The 23,026-nt window shown below is 70.8% G+C and carries 18 protein-coding genes and 1 tRNA gene; 6 read left to right on the forward strand and 13 right to left on the reverse strand.

Going from position 1 to position 23,026, the window contains the following annotated elements:
• Nucleotides 1-35: 35 nt before the first annotated feature.
• Entirely contained in the window at nucleotides 36-1,463 is a 1,428-nt protein-coding gene (gene pyk, locus OG299_RS28875) for a pyruvate kinase (RefSeq protein ID WP_327363057.1), read from the forward strand.
• A 63-nt stretch (nucleotides 1,464-1,526) separates the two neighbouring features.
• Here pyk and OG299_RS28880 read toward each other — a convergent pair whose 3' ends face one another.
• Together OG299_RS28880 and OG299_RS28885 are read right to left on the reverse strand one after the other, a co-directional pair.
• The gene (locus tag OG299_RS28880; protein WP_327364608.1) at nucleotides 1,527-2,270 is read right to left on the reverse strand and encodes a helix-turn-helix domain-containing protein; all 744 of its coding nucleotides are present in this window, start codon (nucleotides 2,268-2,270) and stop codon (nucleotides 1,527-1,529) included.
• 109 nt (nucleotides 2,271-2,379) lie between these two features.
• Nucleotides 2,380-2,454 (reverse strand) — tRNA-Leu (locus OG299_RS28885).
• 99 nt (nucleotides 2,455-2,553) lie between these two features.
• Here OG299_RS28885 and OG299_RS28890 point away from each other — a divergent pair.
• On the forward strand, nucleotides 2,554-3,204 hold the full coding sequence (locus tag OG299_RS28890; RefSeq protein WP_362635334.1) for an ANTAR domain-containing response regulator: 651 nt from the start codon (nucleotides 2,554-2,556) through the stop codon (nucleotides 3,202-3,204).
• A gap of 59 nt (nucleotides 3,205-3,263) precedes the next feature.
• Here the strand turns inward: OG299_RS28890 and OG299_RS28895 are convergent, their stop codons facing one another.
• The 8 genes from OG299_RS28895 to OG299_RS28930 form a co-directional block, all read right to left on the reverse strand.
• Entirely contained in the window at nucleotides 3,264-3,980 is a 717-nt protein-coding gene (locus OG299_RS28895; RefSeq protein WP_266630297.1) for an ABC transporter ATP-binding protein, read from the reverse strand.
• The gene (locus OG299_RS28900) at nucleotides 3,977-5,035 is read right to left on the reverse strand and encodes an ABC transporter ATP-binding protein (RefSeq protein WP_327363059.1); all 1,059 of its coding nucleotides are present in this window, start codon (nucleotides 5,033-5,035) and stop codon (nucleotides 3,977-3,979) included. Before OG299_RS28900 ends, OG299_RS28895 begins: the two co-directional genes overlap by 4 nt.
• 5 nt (nucleotides 5,036-5,040) lie before the next feature.
• A complete protein-coding gene (locus OG299_RS28905) occupies nucleotides 5,041-6,774 on the reverse strand; it encodes a branched-chain amino acid ABC transporter permease (RefSeq protein WP_266630301.1) in 1,734 nt (577 codons plus the stop codon).
• Nucleotides 6,775-6,779: 5 nt separating this feature from the next.
• Nucleotides 6,780-7,712 carry a branched-chain amino acid ABC transporter permease gene (locus OG299_RS28910; protein WP_266630303.1) on the reverse strand — a complete coding sequence of 311 codons (933 nt, stop codon included), beginning with the start codon at nucleotides 7,710-7,712 and terminating at the stop codon, nucleotides 6,780-6,782.
• Nucleotides 7,713-7,821: 109 nt separating this feature from the next.
• The gene (locus OG299_RS28915) at nucleotides 7,822-9,060 is read right to left on the reverse strand and encodes a branched-chain amino acid ABC transporter substrate-binding protein (protein ID WP_327363060.1); all 1,239 of its coding nucleotides are present in this window, start codon (nucleotides 9,058-9,060) and stop codon (nucleotides 7,822-7,824) included.
• Between the two features lie 532 nt (nucleotides 9,061-9,592).
• Nucleotides 9,593-10,003, reverse strand: coding sequence for a hypothetical protein (locus OG299_RS28920; protein WP_266630307.1), 411 nt, complete (start codon nucleotides 10,001-10,003; stop codon nucleotides 9,593-9,595).
• A 185-nt stretch (nucleotides 10,004-10,188) separates the two neighbouring features.
• A complete protein-coding gene (locus OG299_RS28925) occupies nucleotides 10,189-10,659 on the reverse strand; it encodes a PaaI family thioesterase (protein WP_266630309.1) in 471 nt (156 codons plus the stop codon).
• A gap of 54 nt (nucleotides 10,660-10,713) precedes the next feature.
• The gene (locus tag OG299_RS28930) at nucleotides 10,714-12,984 is read right to left on the reverse strand and encodes an FdhF/YdeP family oxidoreductase (protein ID WP_266630311.1); all 2,271 of its coding nucleotides are present in this window, start codon (nucleotides 12,982-12,984) and stop codon (nucleotides 10,714-10,716) included.
• A 134-nt stretch (nucleotides 12,985-13,118) separates the two neighbouring features.
• On the opposite strand from OG299_RS28930, the gene polA reads away from it, so the two are divergent.
• Complete coding sequence (gene polA / locus OG299_RS28935; RefSeq protein ID WP_266630313.1) at nucleotides 13,119-15,839, forward strand: DNA polymerase I; 2,721 nt, start codon at nucleotides 13,119-13,121, stop codon at nucleotides 15,837-15,839.
• Nucleotides 15,840-15,860: 21 nt separating this feature from the next.
• Here polA and OG299_RS28940 read toward each other — a convergent pair whose 3' ends face one another.
• Nucleotides 15,861-16,715 carry a DUF4184 family protein gene (locus OG299_RS28940; RefSeq protein ID WP_327363061.1) on the reverse strand — a complete coding sequence of 285 codons (855 nt, stop codon included), beginning with the start codon at nucleotides 16,713-16,715 and terminating at the stop codon, nucleotides 15,861-15,863.
• A gap of 188 nt (nucleotides 16,716-16,903) precedes the next feature.
• Here OG299_RS28940 and OG299_RS28945 point away from each other — a divergent pair, with 188 nt between their 5' ends.
• The 3 genes from OG299_RS28945 to OG299_RS28955 all read left to right on the forward strand — a co-directional run bounded on the left by OG299_RS28945 (nucleotide 16,904) and on the right by OG299_RS28955 (nucleotide 19,364).
• Complete coding sequence (locus tag OG299_RS28945) at nucleotides 16,904-18,106, forward strand: lytic transglycosylase domain-containing protein (RefSeq protein ID WP_327363062.1); 1,203 nt, start codon at nucleotides 16,904-16,906, stop codon at nucleotides 18,104-18,106.
• 95 nt (nucleotides 18,107-18,201) lie between these two features.
• Complete coding sequence (locus tag OG299_RS28950; RefSeq protein WP_107093454.1) at nucleotides 18,202-18,342, forward strand: SPW_0924 family protein; 141 nt, start codon at nucleotides 18,202-18,204, stop codon at nucleotides 18,340-18,342.
• 14 nt (nucleotides 18,343-18,356) lie between these two features.
• Nucleotides 18,357-19,364, forward strand: coding sequence for a cell envelope lipid trafficking protein PgfA (locus tag OG299_RS28955; protein WP_266630318.1), 1,008 nt, complete (start codon nucleotides 18,357-18,359; stop codon nucleotides 19,362-19,364).
• Here OG299_RS28955 and hrpB read toward each other — a convergent pair.
• Together hrpB and OG299_RS28965 are read right to left on the reverse strand one after the other, a co-directional pair.
• Nucleotides 19,348-21,963 (reverse strand): ATP-dependent helicase HrpB, encoded by a 2,616-nt coding sequence (gene hrpB, locus OG299_RS28960; protein WP_327363063.1) that lies wholly within the window; start codon nucleotides 21,961-21,963, stop codon nucleotides 19,348-19,350. The genes OG299_RS28955 and hrpB overlap by 17 nt on opposite strands.
• Before the next feature lies 1 nt (nucleotide 21,964).
• Entirely contained in the window at nucleotides 21,965-22,852 is an 888-nt protein-coding gene (locus OG299_RS28965) for a class I SAM-dependent methyltransferase (RefSeq protein ID WP_327363064.1), read from the reverse strand.
• Nucleotides 22,853-23,026 lie beyond the last annotated feature (174 nt).

The following is a 23,026-nucleotide window of genomic DNA, read 5'->3' on the forward strand; positions in this document are numbered from 1 at the left end:
TTTCCTACTGTCTGGTAGGGGCATACGCTCGCCCCATGCGCCGAGCAAAAATCGTATGTACCCTGGGCCCCGCCACCGACTCATACGACCAGATCAAAGCCCTGGTCGAAGCCGGAATGGACATCGCCCGCCTCAACCTCAGCCACGGCACCTACGCCGAACACGAGGACCGCTACCTGCGCGTACGCAAAGCCTCCGACGAAACCGGCCGCAGCGTCGGCATCCTCGCAGACCTTCAAGGCCCGAAGATCCGCCTCGGCCGATTCACCGAAGGCCCCGTACTCCTTGAACGCGGCGACGAATTCACCATCACCGTCGAAGACCTCGAAGGCGACCGCCACACCTGCGGCACCACCTACAAAGGCCTCGCCGCCGACGTCACCACCGGCGAACGCATCCTCGTCGACGACGGCCGCGTCACCCTCGAAGTCACCGGCATCGACGGCCCCCGCGTCCACACCCTCGTCATCGAAGGCGGCATGGTCTCCGACCACAAGGGCCTCAACCTCCCCGGAGTCGCCGTCTCCGTCCCCGCCCTCTCCAACAAGGACATCGACGACCTCCGCTGGGCCCTGCGCACCGGCGCCGACGTCATCGCCCTCTCCTTCGTCCGCAGCGGCCACGACATCCAAGACGTCCACCGCATCATGGACGAAGAAGGCCGCCGCCTCCCCGTCATCGCAAAGATCGAAAAGCCCCAGGCCGTCGAAAACATCGACGACATCGTCGCCGCCTTCGACGGCATCATGGTCGCCCGCGGCGACCTCGGCGTCGAAATGCCCCTCGAACAGGTCCCGATCGTCCAGAAGCGCGCCGTCAAACTCGCCAAGCGCAACGCCAAGCCCGTCATCGTCGCCACCCAGATGCTCGACTCGATGATCGACAACTCCCGGCCCACCCGCGCCGAAGCCTCCGACGTCGCCAACGCCATCATCGACGGCACCGACGCGGTCATGCTCAGCGGCGAGACCAGCGTCGGCAAATACCCCGTCGAAACGGTCAAGACGATGTCCCGCATCGTCGAAGCCGCCGAAGAGGACATCCTCGCCAAGGGCCTGCCCCCGCTCACCGAACGCAGCAAGCCCCGCACCCAAGGCGGAGCCGTCGCCCGCGCAGCCGCCGAAATGGGCGACTTCCTCGGCGCCAAATTCCTCATCGCCTTCACCCAGAGCGGCGACACCGTCCGCCGACTCTCCCGCTACCGCTCACCCATCCCGCTCCTCGCCTTCACCCCCGACCCGGCGACCCGCTCCCAGCTGAACCTGACCTGGGGCGTCGAAACCTTCCTCGGCCCCCACGTCGACTCCACCGACGCCATGGTCGCCCAGGTCGAGGAAGAACTCCTGCGCATCGGCCGCTGCGTACGCGGCGACGTCGTCGTCATCACCGCCGGCTCGCCCCCCGGAGTCACCGGCTCCACCAACCTGGTCCGCGTCCACCACATCGGCGACCCCGTCCACTGACGCCCCGCCCTCACCCCCGCGTCGGGCCCCGTCCCGCCCGACGCGGCCACGGCCGCCCGCCGGCTAGTACTTGGGCCCGATGTGCGCATCCATGAGCGCGACGGAGTCCTTCCGCGCGACGGAAACGTTGAAGGGATCGCTCCCGCGAGCCAGGATCGTCCACTGGGCCCCGACCTTGGTGAGCGTGTCCGTACACAGCTTCCGGATGTCGTCGGACTTGTTGGTGAAGAAGTACCGCGGATACTCGTACCGCTTGCCGTTTCGAACGGTCCAGTTCGTGATCCGGCACCCGTCGGAGTGGATGAGCCCGCGCAGGAACTCCCATGGGTGGGTATCGACGATCTCCTGCTGCCACCCTTCGAGCACGATCCGCCGCTCGTGCTTCTTGCCGGGCCCGTGCTGAGGGAACAGGCAGGTCCAGTGCCGTCCGTAACTGGTGACGGCGACGCAGCCTTGACGTTGCAGCACGTAGACCTTGTGGTCGGGTCGCACGGCGGTGATCGCTGCGCGGCACAGCTCGATCAGTCCTGGCCATGCGTCGGCGCAGACGATCCGCAGGTGGTGCCCGCCGCGGGGGTGTGGGCTGATGCAGCCATCGCCGAGATAGAGGCCGAGAAGGTATGCGTAGGACGCCGCGTGGTCTGGGCCGGAGCAAGGCGCCGCGTTGATGCGGGGTAGCGGTTCGATGCGCACCTGCCACGCACGGATGGCGGACCGGGATATCCCTGTTTCCCTGCTGACCGAGTTCATGCTGCGCCCGTCGGCGAGCAGGTCCAGCGCGTGCATGCGGGTGGCGATGTCGTACATGCGGTCGACACTGCCGGGTGCAATTCGCTCACGCGGTGCATTTCGGCGGGCTTCGCTGAAACGAGTGATGGTCACGCGATAATCGCGTGACCATGGAATCTAAGTAAAGTGCCCCAGGTGGGATTCGAACCCACACTGTCCGCTGTTTGAGAGCGGCCTCTCTAACCGGTTGGAGTACTGGGGCCTAAGAAACGAAGGCTCGGAGGAACCCTGCGCGAGACCACCTTACCGCAGCTAGGTAGGCTCAGGGGAGCTTGTTATGCCCCGCAAAGAGGAGCCTCCCGTGACCGCCGAGCACGAGTCGACGCCCACGCCCGACGCCGACCAGTCGCACGTTCCGCCGCTGACGACCCGCGTCGTCATCGCCGAGGACGAGGCGCTCATCCGTCTCGACTTGAAGGAGATGCTCGAGGAGGAGGGCTACGCCGTGGTCGGCGAGGCCGGGGACGGGCAGACCGCCGTCGAGCTGGCCCGGGAGCACCGCCCCGACCTGGTGATCCTCGACGTGAAGATGCCCGTCCTGGATGGGATCTCCGCGGCCGAGAAGATCGCCGAGGAGTCCATCGCCCCCGTACTCATGCTCACCGCGTTCTCGCAGCGCGACCTCGTCGAGCGGGCGCGGGACGCCGGGGCCATGGCGTACCTGGTGAAGCCGTTCAGCAAGAGCGACGTCGTACCGGCCATCGAGATGGCCGTGTCGCGTTTCGCGGAGCTTCGGGCGCTGGAGAAGGAGGTCGCGGACCTCTCGCTGCGGCTGGAGACCCGCAAGCTGGTGGACCGGGCGAAGAGCATCCTGCAGACGCAGTACGGGCTGACCGAGCCGGCGGCGTTCCGGTGGATCCAGAAGACCTCCATGGATCGTCGTATGTCCATGCAGCAGGTTGCCGAGGCGGTCATCGAGGACGCCGAGGAGAAGAAGAACGCCGCGCAGTAGCGGGTATGCGTGAGGCCCGCCACCGTCACCGGTGGCGGGCCTCACGCTTGAGCGGATCTTTAGTCCTCGCCGAGGTACGCCTTGCGGACGTCCTCGTTGTGGAGGAGCTCCTGGCCGGAGCCGGAGAGCACGATCTTGCCGATCTCCATCACGTGGGCCTGGTCGGCCAGCGAGAGGGCGGCCTGGGCGTTCTGCTCGACGAGCAGGATGGTGGTGCCCGTGGACTTGAGCTCGGCGATGGTCGCCATGATCTTCTGCATCATGAGAGGGGAGAGACCCATGGAGGGCTCGTCCAGCATGAGCAGCTTGGGACGGGACATGAGCGCCCGGCCCATGGCGAGCATCTGCTGCTCACCGCCCGAGAGGGTGCCCGCGGCCTGCTTCCGGCGTTCGCCCAGGATGGGGAACATCTCGTAGGCGCGCTGGACGTCCTTCTCGATGCCCTCCTTGTCGGTGCGCAGGAAGGCGCCGAGCTGGAGGTTCTCGGCGATCGTCAGCCGGGGGAAGATGTGGCGTCCCTCGGGGGAGTGGGCCAGGCCCAGGGAGACGATCTTGTGGGCGGGGACCTGCGCGAGCGGCTTGCCGTCGAAGACGACGGTGCCGCTGACCGGCTTGAGGAGGCCGGAGAGGGTGCGCAGGGTGGTGGTCTTGCCGGCGCCGTTGGTGCCGACGAGGCAGACGATCTCGCCCTCGTTGACCTCGAACGAGATGCCCTTGACGGCTTCGATCTTGCCGTAGGCGACCTTGAGGTCCTTGACCTCGAGCAGTGCGGTCACTTGGCCTCTCCGTCCGTGCTGGTGGTGCTGTCCGGGGCCGCGGCCGGCTCGGCGTCCGCGGTCGGCTCGATGTCCGGCTCGGCGGCCGGCTCCGCGTCGGCCTCGGCCGCGGCTTCCGCCGGTGCCTCCGCCTCGGCTTCGGCCTCCGCCTCGGCTGCCGCGTGCTCCTCGGCTGCCTCGACCTCGGCTGCCTCGACCTCGGCTGCCTCGACCTCGGCTGCCTCGACCTCGGCCGCCTCGGCGGCCGGGGCCGCGGTCGGGTCGCCCTCGAAGGGCTCTCCGAGGTAGGCGGCGATGACGCGCTCGTCGCCCTGGACCTCGGCCGCGGTGCCCTCGATGAGCTTCTCGCCCTGGACGAGACAGGCCACGCGGTCGCAGAGGTTGAAGATGAAGCGCATGTCGTGCTCGATGACGAGTACGGCGATGCCCATGTCCCGGATGGCGAAGATGAGCTCTTCGGCCGCGCGGGTCTCCTGCGGGTTCATGCCGGCGGTCGGCTCGTCCAGGAGGATGAGGCCGGGGTCGCTGGCGAGGGCGCGGGCGATTTCGAGCTTGCGCTGCTCGCCGTAGGGGAGGTTCTTGGCGAGGTGCTGGGCCTTCTTCTCCAGGCCGATGAACTCCAGGAGCTCCATCGCCCGTGCCTCGCTGGCGGCTTCGGCCTTCTTGAAGCCGGGGCCGCGCAGGAGGGCGGACCAGAGGCCTTCCTTGGTGCGGGTGTGGCGTCCGACGAGGACGTTCTCCAGCACCGTCATGTTGTGGAAGAGCCGGATGTTCTGGAAGGTGCGGGCGATGCCGGCGCTGGTGACCAGGTGCGGCTTGGGCGGCAGGACCGTGCCCTTGTAGCTGACGGTGCCCTCGGTGGGGACGTACAGCCCGGTCAGGCAGTTGAAGAAGGTGGTCTTGCCGGCGCCGTTGGGGCCGATGAGACCGACGATCTCGCCCGCGTTGACCTTGAGGTCCACGCCCTTGACGGCGGTGAGGCCGCCGAAGCGCATGGTGACGCCGCTGGCTTCGAGGACCGTGGTCACCGTGGTGGTGTCTGTGGTGGTCGTCATGGTGTTCACGCACCCGCCTTGGCGGTGGCCAGGTCCGCGGGGGCCTGGTCAATCGTCTCTTCGTCGTGGAACTCGAGCTGCGCGCGCTTGTTGGCGATGAGGCCTTCGGGGCGGAAGCGCATGAGCAGGATGAGGGCGATGCCGAAGGCGAGGAGCTGGTAGTCCTGGAGGAAGGCCAGCTTCGCCGGGATCAGGAAGAGCAGTGCGGCGCCGAGGATGGGGCCGCGGATGGTGCCCATGCCGCCGAGGATGACGGCGGCGAGGAGGAACGCGGAGTTCGGCGGGACGGGCCCGGCGAAGACGTAGTTCTCGGGGACCACCGTGCTGTTGACGTGTGCCTGGACGGTGCCGGCGAGGCCGGCGAGGGTGGCGCCGAGGGCGAAGGCGATGAGCTTGACCTTGAAGCCGTTGATGCCCATGGCTTCGGCGGCGGTCTCGTCTTCGCGGATGGCGACCCAGGCGCGGCCGATGCGGCTGTTGCCGGCACGGGCGAAGACCAGGATGACCACTGCCATCACGAGCAGCATGAGGAAGTAGTAGTTGGCGTAGGCGCCGAGGACGATTCCGCCGACGGTGTGCGATTCCCCGAAGTTCCACCCGAAGAGTTCGAGGTGGGGGATGTTGGGGATGCCGTTGGGGCCGTTGGTGATGTCGGGGCCGGAGGTGCCGTCGAGGTTGCCCATGGCGATGCGGAAGATTTCTCCGAAGCCGAGGGTGACGATGGCGAGGTAGTCGCCGCGCAGGCGGAGGGTCGGTGCGCCGATGATCACGCCGAAGATGAGCGAGGCGAGGGCGCCGACGATGACCGCGGCCCAGAAGGGCAGCTGGAAGCCGAAGGCGGAGGCGGTGCTGCCGGAGACCAGGGCGGCGGCGTAGGCGCCGACGCCGAGGAAGGCGACGTAACCGAGGTCGAGGAGGCCTGCGAGGCCGACGACGACGTTGAGGCCGAGGGCGACGGTCGCGAAGATCAGGATGTTCACCGCGATGAGCGTGTACGTGTCGCCGCTCTGCTGGATGAACGGGAAGGTGATCGCGGCGGCCGCGGTACCGATGAGGGTGACCTGGCGGTTCTTCGCGGTGAGGAGGCCGAGTCGGTCGAAGAGACCGGACTTGAGCAGGGCGAAGGCCGCGAAGCCGATGATGATCAGGTACGTGACGAAGAGCTGCGGCTCCTTGTCGTCGGTGTCGATGCCGAAGGTGACCACGTAGAGGCCGACGGCGAAGGCACCGATGATGATGAGGATCTCGCCCCAGGAGGGCAGCTTCTTGGCGGCGGCCGCCTTGTGGCTGTCGTCGGCGAGCTTGTACGCGGCGAGGGCCGGGACGAGCGAGCCGATGAGGGCGACGTAGGCGCCGGGCTCCAGGTGGACGAATCCGCCGAGGACCCATGCGATGGCGATGACGGTGAACCAGGTGCCGGCGAGGGTGCCGAGCGAGAGGATCCACACGGGCTTGCGGGCGCCGGTGGGGGTGAGCCAGCGCAGGCCCTTGACGCCGAGCGCGGAGAGCGCGTGGACGGCGGTGAGGAGGGCGCCGACGAGGCTCAGGAACTGGATGGGGGCCGGGCTGCCGTAGTAGGTGAGGTCACCGGGGAACTCGGCGGTCCAGGTCCAGGCGAGGAAGGCGCTGACGATGGTCAGCAGGCTTCCGCCGATGACCGTGTAGAGCAGTGCGGTGCGGGAGAGGCCGGCGCTGACGCTGGCTTCGCCTTCGAGCGGGAGGGTGGCTTCGTTGGTCATGGTTCTCACGCCCGATCCGCGACGCGCTCACCGAGCAGGCCTTGTGGCCGCACGAGGAGGACGACAATGAGGAGTACGAACGCCCAGACGTTGGACCAGGCTCCACCGCCGAGCTGCGACATGCCGGGGATGTCTTCGATGTAGGCGATCGACAGGGCTTCGGCGAGGCCGAGGACGACGCCGCCGACCATGGCTCCGTAGATGTTGCCGATGCCGCCGAGGACGGCTGCGGTGAACGCCTTGAGGCCGAGGATGAAGCCCATCTCGAAGTTGATCTGGCCCTTGTCGAGGCCGTAGGCGACGGCGGCGACGGCGGCGAACGCGGCACCGATGGCGAAGGCCATGACGATGATGCGGTCGGTGTTGATGCCCATCAGCTTCGCGGTGTCGGGGTCCTGCGCGGTGGCCTGCATGGCGCGGCCGCTGCGGCTCTTCTGGACGAAGATGCCGAGGGCGAGCATGCAGAGCGGGGCGAGGATGAGGACGAAGGCGTCCGCGCGCTGGATGGAGAGGCTGTCGGTGATCTTGAAGGCTTCGCCCTTGAACTCGGGGAAGCTGACGGCCTTCTTGGCGTCCGGGTAGAACTGCCAGACGAGCTGCTGGAGCGCGATCGAGAGGCCGATTGCGGTGATGAGGGGGGCGAGCCGGGGAGCGCTGCGCAGGGGACGGTACGCGAAGCGTTCGGCTGCGGTGGCTACGGCGACGGAGGCGAGCGCGCCTCCGACGATCATGACGGGTATCGCGATCAGCAGGGAGGTGCCGGTCGGGAGGGCGGCGTAGGCGGTGAGCGCGCCGAAGCCGCCGATCATGAAGATCTCGCCGTGGGCGAAGTTGATGAGCTGGACGATGCCGTAGACCATGGTGTACCCGATGGCGATGAGGCCATAAAGGGCACCGAGGGCAAGGCCGTTGGCCAGCTGTTGCGGCAGTTCGTGCACCGCAGGGCCTCCGATGAGCGTGTCGGATAAGACTCCGCGCGAGGGCGCTGTTGCGCCCTCGCGCGGTGGTTTGGTTCAGGTGGAGCCGGTGATGCGGGGTCCTACGGGATTACTGGTTGAACGTGTCGCTCTTGACGTCGATCCACTTGCCGCCCTCGACCTTGTAGACCGTGAGCTGCTTGTTGGTGGTGTCGCCGTACTCGTCGAAGGCGACCTTGCCGGTCACGCCTTCGAAGGACACCTTGCCGAGGGCCTCGACGACCTTGGCGCGGGCGTCGGTGGGGAGCTTGCCGCCGTTGGCGGCGACGACGGCCTTGACGGCCTGGACGACGGACCAGCCGGCGTCGTAGGAGTAGCCGCCGTAAGCCGCGTAGGGGTCCTTGTAGCCGCCGGCCTGGTAGTCGGCGATGAAGGTCTTGGCGGTGGGCAGCTTCTCGACCGGGTAGCCGATCGAGGTGGAGAGGTCGCCCTCGTTGGCCTCGCCGGAGGCGGTGATGAAGGCGGGGTCCTGGATGCCGTCGCCGCCCATGAGCGGGATGTTGGCTCCGGCCTTCTTGACCTGGTCGGCGAGGAGGCCGCCCTCGGGGTACTGGCCGCCGAAGTAGACGGAGTCGGCGCCGGAGGACTTGACCTTGTCGGCGGTGGAGGAGAAGTCGGTCTCCTTCACGGTGACGTGGTCGGTGCCGACGACCTCGCCGCCGAGCTTCTTGAACTCGTCGGCGAAGATCGCGGCGAGACCGGCGCCGTAGGTCTGCTTGTCGTCGACGACGAAGACCTTCTTCTTGCCGGCGTCCTTGAAGAGGTACTGGGCGGCGAACTTGCCCTGGACCACGTCGGTGGCGGCGGTGCGGAAGTAGGTCTTGAAGGGGCGCTTGAACTCGCCCTTGCCCCAGTTGTCGCCCTGGCTGAGCGCGGGGTTGGTGTTGGCGGGGGAGACCTGCGCCAGGTTGGCGGAGGCGAAGACTCCCTGCATCTGCTGCGCGACGCCGGAGTTCAGCGGGCCGACGACGCCGACTACGTCCTTGTTGCCGACGAGCTTGGTGGCGTTGGCCTGGCCGGAGGCCGGGACGGCCTGGTCGTCGAGGGCCTCGACCTTGAACTCGATGCCCGGGACCTCGTTGTTCTTGTTGGCCGTCTTGGCCGCGAGGTCGACGGAGTTCTTGATGCCCTGGCCGAGGGCGGAGAGCGAGCCGGTGAGGGGGGCGTCCACGCCGATGACGACGACGGTCTTGGAGCCGCCGGACTTGTCCCCGCCGGTCTTGGCCTCATCGCGCGATCCGCAGGCGGTGAGGGTCAGTGCTCCCGTGGTGATCACGGTGGTGAGGACGAGCAAAGAACGGTGTCGCACGATTCTTCCTTTCCCTGGCGCGGCCCCCTCATTTGAGGTGCCGTTTGGTCGCCGGGCCGCACTGGGAGGTCCACGGCCGTGCTGGGTTGCGCTCTGTGGCGCGGTGACTGGCCGTGACTCTAGGCCGAGGTGGCGAGTGCGGGGAGCAGGGAAAGGATGATGTGACTGTCTTGTTATGCCGAGGCCAAGAATGTGCGGCGGGAGTGCGAACAAAACGGACATTCTGTGACTTCGGAGAATGTCCGCATGGTGAGAATTCACCGTTCCCCTAAGGGGCTTGAGGGGTTCATGCTCCTGTCATTGATCAAAAGGGGCCAATTGTCGCTGGCTGTGCCCGAAGGAATCCAGCGGGTGGCATTCCGCCGGGGAAAAAGGGGATTCTGTGGGGCGTCTGCATTACTGAGGGTAATTTTTGCTCTTGATCCACTTCGGGTGGATCGATCTTGATCCGGGGTCCTGCGGGCTTTTGACCTGCGGATCGGCCGTACGTCGGCACGTGCCCGGAAGCCGGACAGCGCATGCGGGAATCCGGTCACCCGGGCGGGCTCGGGGGTCGCCAGTTCTCGGAGCTCCACGTGGCGCCGTTCTGCTCGGCGCAGCGCTGCGCCACGAACCGGTCGACCAGCTCAAGTGCCTTGTCCAGACCGGCAGTTCGCTCCTCGGAGCGGCCTGCGGCGACGGCTTCCTCGTGGATCGTGTACTGGTCGTTGGAGAGCCCCTTCTGCTCCCAGTCCAGCCCGGACCATTTGCTGCCCTTGAGGGTCTCCTTCACCCAGTAGGACACCAGACTTGTGCAGATCTGGGCAGGCGAGGAGGGGGCGGATACGGGCGTTGACGGGGTCTGCGGGGCGGTCGGTGCGGAAGTGGAGCATCCGGACATGGCGAGCGCCGTGAGCAGTGCGGTGACGCCGTACCGGGCCGCGGTGCGTGGCTGGGTCCCCATGAAGGGAAGGTAGGCCGTCACCTTCGGTGACACAACAGTCGTCGCGGTGCCAGGTGCGGACTGGCGGATTCCGGGCGGTTTCCGGGCGCGGTCGGGCGGTTTCCGGGCCGGCCGTATGCGCCGCAGGCCCGGGTCCGGCCCCGGGAGGGGCGGGATCCGGGCCTGCGGGGCTCGCGGGCTTCGGCTCAGGCCTCGGCGGCGGGTCCTGCGTCGCGCAGCAGGCAGGTCAGGCGGGCGCTGCACACCCGGCGGCCCTCCTCGTCGCTGATGACGATCTCGAAGGTGGTGGTGGAGCGGCCGCGGTGTACGGGGGTGGCGACGCCGGTGACCGTGCCGGAGCGGACGCCCCGGTGGTGGGTGCAGTTCAGGTCGACGCCGACGGCGACCTTGGTGATGCCGCCGTGCATCATCGCGCCGACCGAGCCGAGGGTCTCGGCCAGCACGGCGGAGGCCCCGCCGTGCAGCAGCCCGTACGGCTGGGTGTTGCCCTTGACGGGCATGGTGCCGACGACGCGCTCGGCCGAGGCTTCGAGGATGCGGATGTCCATCCGCTCGCCGAGGTCGCCGGCCGAGAACAGCGCGGGCAGGTCGATGCCCAGGGCCGAGTACTCGTCGAGGACCTCCTGCGGGAACTTCACAGCGTGCTGCTCACCCATGGGCGGGCTCCGTTCGTCAACGATCGTTAACCATCTTGTCCTGAGGTCGTTCTATCAGGCCGGTTCGAAGCGGATGACGACGGACTTGCTCGCGGGGGTGTTGCTGGTGTCGGCGGTGGAGTCGAGCGGGACCAGCACGTTGGTCTCGGGGTAGTAGGCGGCCGCGCAGCCCCGGGCGGTCGGGTAGTGCACGACGCGGAAGCCGGGCGCGCGCCGCTCGACGCCGTCCTTCCACTCGCCGACCAGGTCCGTGTACGAGCCGTCCGCGAGCCCGAGCTCCGCGGCGTCCTCGGGGTTGACCATGACCACGCGGCGGCCGCCGGTGATCCCGCGGTAGCGGTCGTCGAGGCCGTAGATGGTGGTGTTGTACTGGTCGTGGCTGCGCAGGGTCTGCAGGAGCAGTCGGCCCTCGGGGATCTTCGGGTACTCGACGGGCGCGGCGGTGAAGTTGGCCTTGCCGGTCTTGGTGGGGAAGCGGCGCTCGTCGCGCGGGGCGTGCGGGAGGCGGAAGCCCTCGGGGCGGGCCGCGCGGGCGTTGAAGTCCTCGAAGCCGGGGATCACGCGGGAGATCCGGTCGCGGATGGCTGCGTAGTCCCGCTCGAACTCCTCCCACGGGGTGGCGGAGGCGGCGCCGAGGACCGCGCGGGCCATGCGGGCGACGATCGCCGGCTCGGAGAGCAGGTGCGGGGAGGCAGGGGCGAGGTTGCCGCGGGAGGCGTGGACCATGCCCATGGAGTCCTCGACGGTGACGAACTGCTTGCCGGAGGTCTGGACGTCCTTGTCGGTGCGGCCGAGGGTGGGCAGGATCAGGGCGCGCCGGCCGGTGACCGCGTGGGAGCGGTTGAGCTTGGTGGAGACGTGGACGGTCAGGGCGGCCTTGCGGATCGCGGCCTCGGTGACGTCGGTGTCGGGGGTGGCGCCGACGAAGTTGCCGCCCATCGCGAAGAGGACCTTGGCCTTGCCGTCGCGCAGGGCCTCGATGGAGCGGACGACGTCGTAGCCGTGGCCGCGCGGCGAGGTGATCTGGAATTCGCGGTCGAGTGAGTCGAGGAAGGCGGGCGCGGGGCGTTCGAAGATGCCCATGGTGCGGTCGCCCTGGACGTTGGAGTGGCCGCGGACGGGGCAGACGCCGGCGCCGGGGCGGCCGATGTTGCCGCGCAACAGGAGCAGGTTGACGACCTCGCGGATGGTGGCGACGGAGTGCTTGTGCTGGGTGAGGCCCATGGCCCAGCAGACGATGGTGCGCTTCGAGGCCAGGATCATGGCCAGCGCCTGCTCGATCTCGGGGCGGGTCAGGCCGGTGGCGGTGAGGGTCTCGGCCCAGTCGGCTTCCTCGGCGGCGGCCGCGAGCTCCTCGTAGCCGTGGGTGTGCTCGCGGATGAAGGCCTCGTCGGTGGCGCCCTCGGTCGCGATGACGAGCTTGTTGAGGAGGCGGAAGAGGGCCTGGTCGCCGCCGATGCGGATCTGCAGGAAGAGGTCGTTGAGGGCGGTGCCCTTGAGCATGCCGACCGGGGTCTGGGGGTTCTTGAACCGCTCCAGGCCGGCCTCGGGCAGCGGGTTCACCGAGATGATCTTCGCGCCGGAGGTCTTGGCCTTCTCCAGGGCGGACAGCATGCGCGGGTGGTTGGTGCCCGGGTTCTGCCCGGCGACGATGATCAGGTCGGCCTGGTGGAGGTCTTCGAGGGAGACGCTGCCCTTGCCGATGCCGATGGTCTCGTTCAGTGCGGAGCCCGAGGACTCGTGGCACATGTTGGAGCAGTCGGGCAGGTTGTTGGTGCCGAACTCGCGGGCGAACAGCTGGAAGAGGAACGCGGCCTCGTTGCTGGTGCGGCCCGAGGTGTAGAAGAGGGCCTCGTCGGGGGAGTCGAGGGCCGTCAGCTCCTCGGCGATGATCTCGAAGGCCCGCTCCCAGGGGACCGCCTCGTACCGGTCGGCGCCCTCGGGCAGGTACATCGGCTCGGTGATGCGGCCCTGCTGGCCCAGCCAGTACCCGGAGCGGCCGGCGAGGTCGGCCAGGGGGTGCTGCGCGAAGAAGTCCGGGGTGACCCGGCGCAGCGTGGCCTCCTCGGCGACGGCCTTGGCGCCGTTCTCGCAGAACTCGGCGGTGTGCCGCTTGTCTCCCTCGGGCCAGGCGCAGCCCGGGCAGTCGAAGCCGTTCTTCTGGTTGACCTTGAGCAGGGTGCGTGCGGTGCGGGCGACGCCCATCTGCCGCTGGGCGATCCGCAGGGTGTGCCCGATCGCGGGCAGACCGGCGGCGGCTTGCTTGGGGGGCGCGACCTGCGGCGCGTCCTGTGCGGGATCACCTGCGGGCGGCTTGGTGGCCATGTCGCTCCCCTTTGAGCAGTCGGGCATCGCGGCGCGGGCCGCTGTTCGTATTCGTGTGGACGTCCGATCCTGTCACGCCCTGCGGAGATCGCCCGACGCCGGAAATGTCAGCGGGGCCGCCTAGGATCGGGGGTGTGGCAGAGAACGCATCGAAGAAGACCGACCAGACGACCGCAGCGGACCGCCCCCGCCTGATGCTCATGGACGGGCACTCCCTGGCGTACCGGGCGTTCTTCGCGCTGCCCGCGGAGAACTTCACGACCGCGACGGGTCAGCCGACGAACGCCATCTACGGCTTCGCGTCGATGCTGGCGAACACGCTGCGCGACGAGGCGCCCACGCACTTCGCGGTGGCGTTCGACGTCTCGCGCAAGACGTGGCGCTCGACGGAGTTCCCCGAGTACAAGGCGAACCGCTCCAAGACCCCCGACGAGTTCAAGGGGCAGGTCGAGCTGATCGGCGAGCTCCTGGACGCGATGAACGTGCCGCGGTTCGCGGTCGACGGCTTCGAGGCCGACGATGTGATCGCCACGCTGGCGACGCAGGCGGAGGCCCTCGGCTTCGAGGTGCTGATCGTCACGGGCGACCGGGACTCCTTCCAACTCGTCTCCGAGCGCACCACCGTGCTGTACCCGACCAAGGGCGTCTCCGAGCTGACCCGGTTCACCCCGGAAAAGGTCGAGGAGAAGTACGGCCTGACCCCGCAGCAGTACCCGGACTTCGCGGCGCTGCGCGGGGACCCGTCGGACAACCTGCCCGGCATCCCGGGCGTCGGCGAGAAGACCGCCGCGAAGTGGATCACCCAGTTCGGGTCGTTCGCGGAGCTCGTCGAGCGCGCCGAGGAAGTCAAGGGCAAGGCCGGGCAGAACTTCCGGGACCACCTGGAGGCCGTGAAGCTGAACCGGGTCCTGACCGAGATGGTCAAGGACGTCGAGCTGCCCAAGACCCCCGCCGATCTGGCCCGCGCCCCGTACGACCGCTCCCAGGTGACCGGTGTGCTGGACGTGCTGGAGATCCGCAACGCCTCGCTGCGCGAGCGGCTGCTCGCGGTGGACCCGGGCGCGGTCGAGGAGGAGGCCCCGGCCCCGGCCGCCGGCGTGGAGCTGGACGCGAGCGTGCTGGGCGCGGGCGAGCTGGCGCCGTGGCTGGCGAGCCACGCGGGCGGGCCGCTGGGCATCTCCACGGTGGACAGCTGGGCGCTGGGCCAGGGCAATGTCAGCGAGATCGCGCTGGCCGCGGCCGGCGGGGCCGCCGCCTGGTTCGAGCCGTCCTCGCTGGACGAGGCCGACGACCGGGCCTTCGCGGCCTGGGCCGCCGACCCGGCGCGCCCCAAGGTGGTGCACAACGCCAAGGGCTTGATGCGGGTCTTCCCCGAGCACGGCTGGAGCCTGGCCGGCGTCACCATGGACACCGCGCTCGCCGCGTACCTGGTCAAGCCGGGCCGCCGCTCCTTCGCGCTGGACGTGCTGTCCAACGAATACCTGCACCGCGAGCTCCAGCCCGCCGCGGCCGACGGCCAGCTGGCCTTCGGCGCCGACGAGACCGCCGAGGCGGAGGCCCTGATGGCGCAGGCCCGCGCCGTCCTCGACCTCGGCGACGCGTTCACCGGCAAGCTCGCCGAGGTCGGCGCCGCCGAGCTGCTCCACGACATGGAGCTGCCCACCTCGGAGCTGCTGGCCCGGATGGAGCGGTCCGGCATCGCCGCCGACCGCGACCATCTGGAGGCCATGGAGCAGCAGTTCGCCTCGGCCGTGCAGCAGGCGGTGAAGGAGGCGCACGCGGCGGTCGGGCACGAGTTCAACCTCGGCTCGCCCAAGCAGCTCCAGGAGGTCTTCTTCGGTGAGCTGGACCTGCCGAAGACGAAGAAGACCAAGACCGGCTACACCACGGACGCGGACGCGCTGGCCTGGCTGGCCACGCAGACCGACCACGAACTGCCGGTGATCATGCTCCGCCACCGGGAGCAGGCCAAGCTGCGCGTCACCGTCGAGGGCCTCGTCAAGACGATCGCCGCCGACGGCCGGGTGCACACCAGCTTCAGCCAGACCGTCGCCGCGACCGGACGCCTGTCCTCCACCGACCCCAACCTGCAGAACGTGCCGGTGCGCACGGACGAGGGCCGGGCGATCCGCCGCGGGTTCGTCGTCGGCGAGGGCTTCGAATCCCTCATGACCGCCGACTACAGCCAGATCGAGCTGCGCGTCATGGCGCACCTCTCCGAGGACGAGGGCCTGATCGAGGCGTTCCTGTCCGGCGAGGACCTGCACACCACCGTCGCCTCCCAGGTGTTCGGCGTGGAGCGCTCCCAGGTCGACGCCGAGATGCGCCGCAAGATCAAGGCGATGTCGTACGGGCTCGCGTACGGGCTGTCCGCCTTCGGCCTCTCGCAGCAGCTGAACATCGAGCCCGCCGAGGCGCGCGGTCTGATGGAGACCTTCTTCGAGCGGTTCGGCGGGGTCCGGGACTACCTGGGCCGCGTGGTCGAGGAGGCCCGGGCCACCGGGTACACGGCGACGGTCTTCGGACGCCGCCGGTACCTGCCCGACCTCAACAGCGACAACCGCATGCGCCGTGAGGCCGCCGAGCGGATGGCGCTGAACGCCCCGATCCAGGGCACCGCCGCCGACATCGTCAAGGTCGCCATGCTGCGCGTGGACCGGGCGATCACCGAGGCGGGCCTGAAGTCGCGGATGCTGCTCCAGGTCCACGACGAAATCGTGCTGGAGATCGCCCCGGGCGAGCGGAAGAAGGTCGAGGAGCTGGTGCGCCGCGAGATGGCCGCCGCCGTCGAGCTCCGCGCCCCGCTGGACGTGTCCGTGGGCGTCGGCACGGACTGGGAGTCCGCGGCGCACTGAGGCACCGGACGCCCGTTCCCGCTACGCGGTGGGGACGGGCGTTCGCGCGTCCTCGTCCGTACGGGACGGCTCGCGCCGCTGCAGGAGCCGTACGAGGGCCCCGTACAGCAGCAGGCCCACGGCGAGGCCGCCGCCCGCGCCGAAGCAGACGGTCGGGATGATGTCGAGCGGGCTCTTGATCCGGTCGTAGAAGGTGAAGAAGCGGATCACCCGCATCGTCACCCCGGCCGCGACGCACGCCGCGACCAGGGCGGACGCGCCGAGCATCTGCGCCCGGCCGAACACCGGCACGGACGCGGGGGCGGCGCGGTCGGGCAGCCGGCGCAGGGCGGTCACCGTGAACCAGAGCAGGGCGCAGGCCGCGACTGCCGAAGACCCGTACTGCAGGTACGTGTAGAGGGGCAGCCCGAAGGCGATCGGCTCGCCGAGGAGGGGCAGGGCGTTCGTCCCCCACCGGTCCAGGTGCGTGAAGCTGTCCCACACCACGTGCGTGAGCGAGCCGACGACCGCCGAGAGGTAGAACCAGAGCGCGAGGGAAGGCAGCCGGCGGCCGCCCTGCCAGTCCTCACCCCGCACGAAGGCGTGCATCCGGCCCTGCCGGCGGCGCGGCAGGAGGGCGATCAGCGGTTCGCGCAGCAGGAGCCAGCACGCCGCGAGCGCGGCGGTCAGCACGGCGTCCGCGGTGAACACCCCGGGCAGCGAGTGGGTGAACCCGCCGTACTGCATGACGCCCCCGACGACCGCGTCCGCGAAGTAGAACGTGTCCGGCGCGAACGAGCCCAGGACGAGCGCCGAAGCGACCAGCGGCCCACGGGCGCGCCCGGCCCGGCGGACGGCGGGCAGCACGGCGGCCGCGTGGCTGAGGGTGAACGGCATTGCATCTCTTCCTTACTTCGGGCCAATGCGCCCCGAACGGTCGGGACAGTATGCGTGACCTGCACGGGACGTGGGGAACTCGTGAAATCCGGGCATCGATCCGTGCAGTGCGAAGGGAGTTGACGTATCGTCACGCCGACTTCGAGGGGGAGGGGACCCGGCTCATGTCGGTTCGGAAGACGACTCGGTTGACGCAATGGTTCACGGCCGGGTTCGGACGCGGGCTGCGCAGGGGCGGGGCCGCCGCCCTGGCCTGTGCGGCCGTGGTCGCCACGGTGACCGCCTCCCAGGCCCCGCCCGGCGAGCGGATGTCCGCTGCCGGCGAGGAGGGTGCGCAGAGCGCGCAGCCGTCGCAGCCGTCGCAGGCGGCCGGATCCGGCGGGGACTCCGCCTACTTCCCCGAACTCCCGCCCCCGGCCGCCTCCGAGCCCTCGGCCGCCCCGCAGCCGCAAGACGTCCCGGCCGGGACGCCGGTGCGCAACGAGCCCGTGGCGATGGGCGGTGGGGAGGGCGCGCAGGGAATACCGGCGACCGTCCTGGCGGCGTACCGGCTGGCGGAGAAGAAGGTGGGCGAGAGCGACCCCGGATGCGGGCTGCGCTGGCAGCTGCTCGCGGCCATCGGCAAGGTCGAGTCCGGGCAGGCGGGCGGCGGCCGCGTGGACGCCGCCGGCACCACGCTCCGGCCGATCCTGGGCCCCGTGCTCGACGGCAACGGCTTCGCGAACATCCGCGACACGGACGGCGGGGCGTACGACGGGGACGCCGCGTACGACCGGGCGGTCGGCCCGATGCAGTTCATCCCGTCCACGTGGGCGGCGTGGGGCCAGGACGCGGACGGGGACGGCCGCCGCAACCCGAACAACGTCTACGACGCGTCCCTCGCGGCCGCCCGCTACCTCTGCGCAGGCACCCGGGACCTCCGGCTCCCCGCCGACCTGGACCGCGCGGTGCTCTCGTACAACCAGTCCGCGGAGTACCTCCGCACGGTGAAATCGTGGTTCACGTACTACCTCAAGGGAACGCACGAGGTCCCGGACGGCACCAGCCCCCAGCCCCCCACCCCGAAGCCGAAGCCGACGCCGAGCCCGACCCCCACGCCGAGCCCGACCCCCACGCCGAGCCCGACCCCCACGCCGAGCCCGACGCCGACGCCGAGCCCGACGCCCACGCCCACCCCGACGCCGAGCCCGACGCCCACGCCGAGTCCGACCCCCACTCCGAAGCCCACGCCCACCCCGAAGCCGACCCCCACTCCCACCCCCACCCCGACACCCAGTCCGACGGTGACCGCGACCCCGTCGCCGAAGCCCAGCCCCACCGCGAGCGCCCGGCCGAGCCCGAGCCCGAGCGCCAAGCCGACCCCGAGCGCCGGCCCGTCCCGCACCCCGTAGGGCCAGGGCCCCGTCCCGCCGAACGGTTCTCATCTCGCCTCCGCATTGCTACGGTGCCTCGTCCCTGACGCCCAATCAGATTCCGGAGGCCCGGCATGCGCGCATTCGTCGCCGCCGCCATCGGGCTGGCCGCCGCGCTGGCCCTCGTGTTCGCCATCACGGCGTTCGGGGTGCCGGAAGGCAAGACCTCGCCCAAGCCGCTGCTCACCACCGCGCCCGCCGCGCCCGGAAAGTAAGAGGAGGCCCGGCCATGCGACGCAGAGCGAGCCTCGTCCTGCTTGCCCTGGCGGTGTTCTGCGCAGCCCTCGCACCGCTGCTGCGCTGGTACGCGTACCCCCGGCTCGCCAAGATCCCGCCGAACCAGTACCAGGAGATGGTCCTGGAGGCGAAGGACGCGACCCTCCTCGACTACACCGCCGGCATGCAGCCGAAGAAGGTCGACAAGGTCACCATCGTCCAGACCCTCAAGGGCAACGTCGAGGCCTCGAAGGAGATCGAGGCGAGCGCCGGCAAGGACGTCGTCGTCTGGGACACGCTGTCGTACATCATGGGCCCGGACGGGAAGATGGTCTCCCAGATCCCCGAGCGCTACATCTTCGACGCCCACACCCAGGACCCGGTGCACGCCACCGGCGAGGCGGTGGACGGGGACCCGGTCAAGCGCGAGGGCATCGAGTTCAAGTGGCCGTTCTTCACCGAGCCGCGCGACTACCTCTACTTCGACGCGCAGACCCGTACCGCCTCGCCCATCCACTACGTCGGCCCGCGCACGTACCGCGGGATGGACGTCTACTACTACGAGCAGACCGTCCCGTGGACGAAGGTCTCGCTCCCGAAGAAGATGCCGATCGAGGGCATCGACCCGGCGACGTTCGAGCAGAGCACCGGCACCAGCCTCTGGTACAAGGTCAAGGCCATGTTCTGGGTCGACCCGGTCACCGGGGCGCCCGTCAACGCCGAGCAGATCATCGAGCAGGAGATGCGCGGCGGCATCGCGGCCGGCGCGCCCGACGGCAGGCTCACCGTCTTCGCCGGAGACGTCAAGATGCGCGAGGACTACGCCGACTACACCGTCGACCTGGTCAAGTCCAACCGTACGAAGGTCCTCGCACTGCACAGCTACGCCCCGATCGGCCTGGCGGCCGGCGCCCTCGTACTGCTCGGGCTGGCGCTGTGGCTGGAGGCCCGCGGCCGCCGCGGCGACCCGGAGGACGGGGACGGGGAGGGGCTCCCCACCCGGCTCACTGCTGTCGCTTGAGCCGGGCGTTGGTGTACCGGGTCGGTTCGGCGGTGGCCGGGTCCTCCGGCCAGGGGTGCTTGGGGTAGCGGCCGCGGAGCTCGGCGCGCACGGCGCGGTAGCCGCCCTGCCAGAACGAGGCCAGGTCGGCGGTCACGGCCGCCGGCCGCCCGGCCGGGGACAGCAGGTGGACCAGCACGGGCACCCCGGCCACCTTCGGGGTCTCGGCCAGCCCGAACATCTCCTGCAGCTTCACGGCGAGGACGGGCTGCCCGTGCCCCTGCCCTTCCTCGGCGCAGTAGTCCACCCGGATCCGGGAGCCGCTGGGCACCTCGATCCGCTCCGGGGCCAGCTCGTCGAGGCGGGCGGCCTCGCCGGTGGCCCAGGGCAGCAGTCGGTTCAGGGCCTGCCCGGCGTCGATCCGCCCGAGATCGGCGCGGCGCCGGGCCCGGGACAGCTCGGGCTCGAGCCAGTCGTCGGCGCGGTCCAGCAGGGCGCCGTCGTCCTGGACGTCGGGCCAGCCGCCGCCGAGGGTGCGGTGCAGGAAGCCGAGCCGGGCCCGGAGCGCGTGCGCGTCCGCGGACCAGCGCAGCAGGCCGAGGCCTTCACTGCGCAGGCCGTCGAGGAGGGCCGCCCTGACCAGGTCCGGGTCGGGGTTCTTGAGCGGGCGCACGGCGAGCTCGACGGCCCCGAGCCGTTGCGTGGCGCGGGCGACGAGGTCGCCGTCCTCCCAGCGGACCTCCTCGCCGGAGGCGAGCAGGTGCCGGGCCGCGGCGCGGGCGGTGTCCTCGTCGATGACGGCGGCCAGCCGGATGCGGGCGGACGCGGAATGCGGGGGCCTGTCGGCGACGGCGACGGCCAGCCAGGGCGCGCTGCGCAGCGGCGATCCGTCGGGGAGTTCGGCTCCGGTCCCGCCGGCCATGAGGAAGGCCGCCCGGCCCTTGGCCTTCGCGACGCGTTCGGGGAAGGCCAGGGCTGCGACGAGCCCGGCGGCGGCGTCGGGGAGCACCTCTTCCCCCATCGAGCCCCTTCCCGCAACCGGACCCTGCCCGGACCCGGCGTTCGAGCCGCGGGGGTTCGGGGGCGCAGTCCCCGCAGGGTCCCCGGAGGCTGCGGCGCGCTCCAGGCGCCGGGCCTCCGCCCGCCAGCGCGCGGCGTACGCGTCGCCGCCGGCGCGGGCCCGGCGCCAGGCGGCGGCCAGGTCGTCCCCGTACTCCCGCGGCGGCTCCTCGCTCAGCAGGGCGACCAGCTCCGCCGCCCGGCGGGCCCCCAGCGCGGCGGAGCCGTCCAGCAGGGCCCGGGCCAGGCGCGGGTGCAGGCCGAGGCGGGCCATCCGCTGCCCGCGCGGGGTGACCCGGCCGGCCGGGGACACCGCGCCCACCGCCACCAGCACCTCGCGCGCCGCGGCCATCGCCCCGGCCGGCGGCGGGTCCAGCAGCGCCAGGCCCGTGGCGTCCGGGTCGCCCCAGCACGCGGCCTGCAGTGCGAACTGCGCCAGGTCCGCGATCCGGATCTCGGGGGACGGGAACGCCGGCAGGCGGCCGTCCTCCGCCTGCGCCCAGCAGCGGTACACCGCCCCCGGCGCCTCGCGCCCCGCCCGGCCCGCCCGCTGGCGTCCGGCCGCCCGGGACGCTCGTACGGTCGCCAGCGCGCCCAGCCCCCGGGCGTGGTCCACCCGGGGCTCGCGGGCCAGCCCCGAGTCCACGACCACCCGTACGCCCGGCACGGTCAGGCTCGACTCCGCCACGGCGGTGGAAAGGATCACCCTGCGGTGCTGTGCGACGCAGAGCACCGCGTCCTGGACCGCCGCCGGGGCCCGGCCGTGTATCTGGAGCACCTCTGCATCCACCCCGCCCAGCTGCCCCGCGACCCGGGCGATCTCGCCGACGCCGGGCAGGAAGCACAGCACGTCGCCGCTGCGCTCCGCCAGCGCCCGCCGCACCACCGAGGCCACGTGCGCCAGCTGCGCCGGGTCCACCCGCATCCCGTGCGGGGGCCGCACCGGCCGCGGCGGCGGGGCCCAGACCGTCTCCACCGGGTGGGAGATCCCCGCGGCCTCCACCACCGGCGCGCCGCCCGGACGGCCGTGACCGAGTGCGCGGGCCCAGCCGGCCGCGTCGGTCGTCGCCGAGGCCGCCACGAGCCGCAGCTCCGGGCGCAGGGTTTCCCGTACGTCCAGGAGGAACGCGGCGACCGTGTCGGCGTCGAGGTGCCGTTCGTGGCACTCGTCCAGGATCACCACGTCGACCCCGGACAGCTCCTGGTCGCGCTGGAGGCGCTGGAGCAGTACCCCGGTGGTCACGACCTCGACCACCGTCCCCGGCCCCACGACCCGCTCCCCGCGCACCGTGAAGCCCACCGAGCCGCCGACCGCCTCGCCCAGGAGCCAGGCCATCCGCCGCGCCGCCGCCCGGGCGGCGATCCGCCGGGGCTCGGCGACGACGACCCGGCGCCGGGGGCCGCCGCCGACCAGCCCGGCCAGGACCAGCGGCACCAGCGTGGTCTTGCCGGTGCCGGGCGGGGCGCAGAGCACCGCCGTGCCGTGGGCGTCCAGCGCGGAGACCAGCGCGGGCACGGCCTCCCGTACGGGAAGGGCGTCGAGGTCGGCGGTACGGATCACGTCAGTTGCTCCTCCGGCCTTCGGCCGGGGGTGCCCCCATCTCGCTTCGCTCGCAGACGAAGATCGCGGTGCCGGGGATCAGGTTGCCGCGCAGCGGGGACCAGCCGCCCCACTCCTGCGTGTTCCAGGCGGGCCACTGCGGCTCCACCAGGTCCAGCAGGCGGAACCCGCCCGCCACCACGTCGCGGACCCGGTCGCCGATCGTGCGGTGGTGCTCCACGTAGACGGCGCGGCCCTGCTCGTCCTGCTCCACGTACGGGGTCCGGTCGAAGTAGGAGGCGGCGACGGTGAGCCCCTCCGGGCCGGGCTCGTCGGGGAAGGCCCAGCGGATCGGGTGGGTGACGGAGAAGACCCAGCGGCCGCCGGGGCGCAGGACGCGGTGCACCTCGCGCATGACGTTGACGGGGTCGGCGACGAAGGGGACGGCCCCGTAGGCGGAGCACGCGAGGTCGAAGGAGCCGTCGCGGAAGGGCAGCCGGCCGGCGTCCGCCTCCACGAGGGGGACGTCATCGCCGATGCGCAGGGCGTGCTGGAGCTGGCGGTGGGAGAGGTCCAGGGCCACCGGGCGGGCGCCCCGGGCGGCCAGCCAGCGCGAGCACTGGGCGGCGCCGGCGCCGATCTCCAGGACGGCCTTGCCCTTGAGGGACTCCGCCGGGCCGAGCAGCGCGGCCTGCTCCTCGTCCAGGCCCTCCGGCCCCCAGACGAAGCGGTCGTCGCCGAGGAACGCTCCGTGCTCGTTCTGGTACTCGTCGGCGTTGCGGTCCCACCAGCCCCGGCTCGCCCGGCTGCTCTCCGCATCGTCGGCGTCACGCCGGGTGGCCTCGGCGTCCTCGCTGGCGCCGCCATCGGCTTCGTACGCTTCTTCGGGGGCGTAGTCCTCTTGGTTCATGGGGCCTGTCGTCGTAGTCTGCGGAAAGAGTTCGAAACGAGGTGGGAAGCGCCATCGGCGCCCGCCCGTCCACGAATTGTGCCGGTAATGCGGTGATCCGCCCGGGGTGTGCGCCTTCGCGCATTGACCCTGCCCGGCTGCCCCCGTATGCTACAAGTTGCGCTGCGAGCCTGT

It is taken from the genome of Streptomyces sp. NBC_01296 (assembly GCF_035984415.1).
GTDB lineage: Bacteria > Actinomycetota > Actinomycetes > Streptomycetales > Streptomycetaceae > Streptomyces.

Bases quoted from the DNA above. Each gene is read 5' to 3' on its own strand.
- pyk (WP_327363057.1), top strand. From the start codon at position 36: ATGCGCCGAGCAAAAATCGTATGTACCCTGGGCCCCGCCACCGACTCA.
- OG299_RS28880 (WP_327364608.1), bottom strand. From the start codon at position 2,270: ATGTACGACATCGCCACCCGCATGCACGCGCTGGACCTGCTCGCCGAC.
- OG299_RS28900 (WP_327363059.1), bottom strand. From the start codon at position 5,035: ATGACGACCACCACAGACACCACCACGGTGACCACGGTCCTCGAAGCC.
- OG299_RS28905 (WP_266630301.1), bottom strand. From the start codon at position 6,774: ATGACCAACGAAGCCACCCTCCCGCTCGAAGGCGAAGCCAGCGTCAGC.
- OG299_RS28920 (WP_266630307.1), bottom strand. From the start codon at position 10,003: ATGGGGACCCAGCCACGCACCGCGGCCCGGTACGGCGTCACCGCACTG.
- OG299_RS28925 (WP_266630309.1), bottom strand. From the start codon at position 10,659: ATGGGTGAGCAGCACGCTGTGAAGTTCCCGCAGGAGGTCCTCGACGAG.
- OG299_RS28930 (WP_266630311.1), bottom strand. From the start codon at position 12,984: ATGGCCACCAAGCCGCCCGCAGGTGATCCCGCACAGGACGCGCCGCAG.
- OG299_RS28940 (WP_327363061.1), bottom strand. From the start codon at position 16,715: ATGCCGTTCACCCTCAGCCACGCGGCCGCCGTGCTGCCCGCCGTCCGC.
- OG299_RS28950 (WP_107093454.1), top strand. From the start codon at position 18,202: ATGCGCGCATTCGTCGCCGCCGCCATCGGGCTGGCCGCCGCGCTGGCC.
- OG299_RS28955 (WP_266630318.1), top strand. From the start codon at position 18,357: ATGCGACGCAGAGCGAGCCTCGTCCTGCTTGCCCTGGCGGTGTTCTGC.
- OG299_RS28965 (WP_327363064.1), bottom strand. From the start codon at position 22,852: ATGAACCAAGAGGACTACGCCCCCGAAGAAGCGTACGAAGCCGATGGC.